The organism is Pedobacter sp. HMWF019 (assembly GCF_003061025.1).
Lineage (GTDB): Bacteria > Bacteroidota > Bacteroidia > Sphingobacteriales > Sphingobacteriaceae > Pedobacter.
In genome coordinates, this window is record NZ_QAIL01000179.1 from 1 (window position 1) to 3317 (window position 3317).

At 40.0% G+C, this 3317-nt stretch carries 3 protein-coding genes; all 3 read right to left on the reverse strand.

The features are described 5' to 3' along the window. Positions 1–557: TetR/AcrR family transcriptional regulator (locus tag DBR11_RS11475; protein WP_108552727.1), on the reverse strand; the 557-nt coding region annotated here is incomplete at its 3' end. A 521-nt stretch (positions 558–1078) separates the two neighbouring features. After that, positions 1079–2158: a glycosidase gene (locus tag DBR11_RS11480; RefSeq protein ID WP_199233817.1), complete on the reverse strand. Its 1080-nt coding sequence runs from the start codon at positions 2156–2158 to the stop codon at positions 1079–1081. Continuing rightward, positions 2158–3150, reverse strand: a complete 993-nt coding sequence (locus DBR11_RS11485; protein WP_108552729.1) for a type I phosphomannose isomerase catalytic subunit — start codon at positions 3148–3150, stop codon at positions 2158–2160. Before DBR11_RS11485 ends, DBR11_RS11480 begins: the two co-directional genes overlap by 1 nt. Positions 3151–3317 lie beyond the last annotated feature (167 nt).

Below are 3317 nucleotides of genomic sequence, written 5' to 3' on the forward strand. Positions count from 1 at the left end.
CTTTTAAGGAGGCCATGCATGGGTTTAATTGTATCCATAACCCGGCACATTACAACCCCTCCCTCAATTGCAGCAACCATTTTAAACGCAAAGACAACAGGATCAAGTTCTACAGAAAATTCACCATTGTTAATCCCTTCCTGAAGTACAGCCGTAATTTCCTCCTGACCGACTCTAAACACCTTTGCTACCTTCCGCTTTATATCAGGGTAATTATCATCTGCCTCCACAGCCGTATTAAATATTGGGCATCCACCAGATATATAGGTTTCAATAGGGTTTTTATAAAAATCCATAAATGCAAATAACTTGCCTTTTGCTGTTTTGCCTTTTGACACTTCCACCCGTACCCTGTCTGATATTTTCTTAAGAGCAAGATCAACAACCTGATCAGACAGGTCTTCCTTGTTTTCAAAATGACCATAAAGACAACCCTTTGTAAGTTTGGTAGCCTCCAGAACATCATCTATGTTTACACCCGAAATACCTTTCTCATTATATAAGGGTACTGCAGTTTCCAGTATGAATTGTTTCGTTCTTTCTGCCTTTGTAAGCATCAGTTTTGAATTAATGAACAAATATACTAAAAGGTTTATTTTAAAAACTAAAATAACACTTGCATGTTTTGAATTATTATATAAAACAGACAAAAGCAAGGTTGAACTATTTTTTTAATCTCGCTATAAGACTCCTCCTATTATGTCTGCTTCCCTGTGTTTTTAATCTAAGGTAATTCCCAACTCCACTATCTTCATCTCAAAATAATCACAAACTCATGAAAAAGACAATCGTACTCATTAACAGCGTATTGATAAGCCAGTTCCTTATGCTCAATACCTCCAATGTAAAGGCACAGCAACAAACACAGACCAAAGTAACCGGAATCAGATCTGCCAAGGGAAAAATTATTCTCAATGTATTTAAAGACGAAGCAGAATACAATGATCAAAAACCTTACAAAACAATCAGCTTTGACAAAACAGCAATTGTTGAGGGGAACACACTTAACGTCTCGGTCAAATTGGATCCCAGAGTTTATGGATTCACTATAGTTGATTATATGGCGACTTTTTACAACCTATTCCAGACTTTCAGGAAGATCCAATCGCGCCACGCCTATTCGGCTATCGGCCATGCCGTAATAAATATCATAGCGTTCAGGCATACCAATATCATTCCGCTGATCTATCCCCGTTGGAAAAACAACGTCAGCAATAATCCCCACTTTTTCTTCAGGAAGAGTTGGTGTTAATATCGGTTCCAATGATCGGAATATAATATCATAAGGATCGTTTGCAGACAAAAACATTAGCCCAGCCGAATAGATCAACTGTTGTTTCTCCGGTGTGGACTGTGGACTGGGCTGTACGCCATGATAAATAAACATCCAGCCAAATCTTGTCATTACCGGTGGTGTACCAGAGCCTATTTTTATTTTTTCCCAGTCAAATGCAGGAACAGCAATCGGCCGGTGAGAGGTGAATTCCGCCGGGTGCCATTTTTCGGTCTCGTGTTTTTCCGGGTGAATGTGGCAATAAGATAACCAAATACTCTCGTGGTGTTGATCTATCATTTTATCCCAAGAATGTGCCGCATTTTCTTCTGGCGAGGTACCAGGAAAAAGTGGCCTGTGCAGCATACCCAATGCACGGTGACCATGTGGACTTGGTATTTGCATAGGGAAAACGCAGGCATCTTTATTATTGATGTTATTAAATCCGATATTTTCGTAAGGCCTATAGGTAGCAAGTCCAAGCCGCTTCCAGTTTAACAAATCTTGTGATTGTGCCATAGCAATCCTGGGGCCATCAGGTGAAAACGCGGTATAGGTCATAATATAACGTTCCAAAGGTTCAACATAGGTCACACGGGGATCTTCACAACCGCCACCGCCACCCGGTCGCTTTTCATAATCCGCTTCTGGCTCCAATGCAATCCCCAGGCGTTCTACCGCTGCAGGGTCCCCAGCGTCATTGAATAATACTTTAACAATGCCTATCCTTGAGTAATTCTCTTTGGTAGCAATTCGGGGAAATAAGTATAAATTCCCGTCTTTTCCCCTCGCTGCAGCCGGATTCAAAACACCACCTGCCTCCATAGGATTATTCACATCGGGTTCCATGAGGGTACCCAATCGTTTCAATTTTAATGCTTCCATTAGTTATTTTTACTGGGTATACCTATTTCCAGCAAGGTGATATCATTGTCTGGAAGTAAATTACATTGCCCCAACAGTGCCGGTAAGAGCATCACATCACCTTTATTTATACTGAAATTATTTTCTTTATAACTCAATCTCCCGCTGCCTTCTGTACAAACTAAAATTCGCGGTTCATTTTCACATCCAACTGTAAAGGATAAATCACTCTTTTTACGCCACAAGATAAAGTGCTCGTCATCGAATATCTTTTCAGTTTTATCGTTATTATCTATTTCAACAGGAACTATGGGACCGATATTAACCTGGTTGAAATCAATACATGCCATGGCTTCATTGACCTGGAGATCCCGGTGCTTACCGGTTTTAGCATCAATGCGATCCCAGTCATAAAGACGAAAAGTAACATCACTATTTTCCTGCACCTCAAAAACAACAACTCCCCTAAGGGTATGTACAGTACCTGAATGTATCAATATACTGTCGCCAGGTTTAGGTATAAAACTATGCAATCGACCGTCTACAGAATTGTCTTTCACCGCATCCCGCAAATTTCGCTCATTAGTTCCAGGTTTTAATCCGGCATAAATAAGGCTATCCCAGCTAGTTTCTAAAACTACCCAGGCTTCCGTTTTCCCTGTATCTCCAGCAGGAATATATTTCTTTTGATCGTCTGATGGATGCACCTGAACAGACAATACTTCTTTACAGTCTAAGAATTTTAACAGCAGAGGAAATTGGTCAAACTGATCCTTTAACTTCCCCATTATCTCACCAGGATACTCTTTCATCAGGCGGGTAATCGTATAACCCTGTAAAGGCCCTTCAGAAACTTTACTGGCATGATCTTTTCGATCACTTAATATCCAAGCCTCACCAATTGGTTCGTCATCCGGCAGTGGTTTAAAAAGCAAATTTTCCAATTTTCTGCCGCCCCACAAACGATATTGATAAATAGGGTCGAATTTCAAAGGATATAATAAACTTTTCATACAACTTAATAAGCTTATTAGCCGAAAAAAGTTTCAATTATTAACAACTAATCTCCTGATCACCATTCAAAACGGACCATCCTTCACAGATCTTCATACTTTCCTCGCATAAACCTATTATAAACATGGGTTAAGGTACTTTTTAGCGAACATGGTATGAAGAAGGT

Bases quoted from the DNA above. Each gene is read 5' to 3' on its own strand.
- DBR11_RS11480 (WP_199233817.1), bottom strand. From the start codon at position 2,158: ATGGAAGCATTAAAATTGAAACGATTGGGTACCCTCATGGAACCCGAT.
- DBR11_RS11485 (WP_108552729.1), bottom strand. From the start codon at position 3,150: ATGAAAAGTTTATTATATCCTTTGAAATTCGACCCTATTTATCAATAT.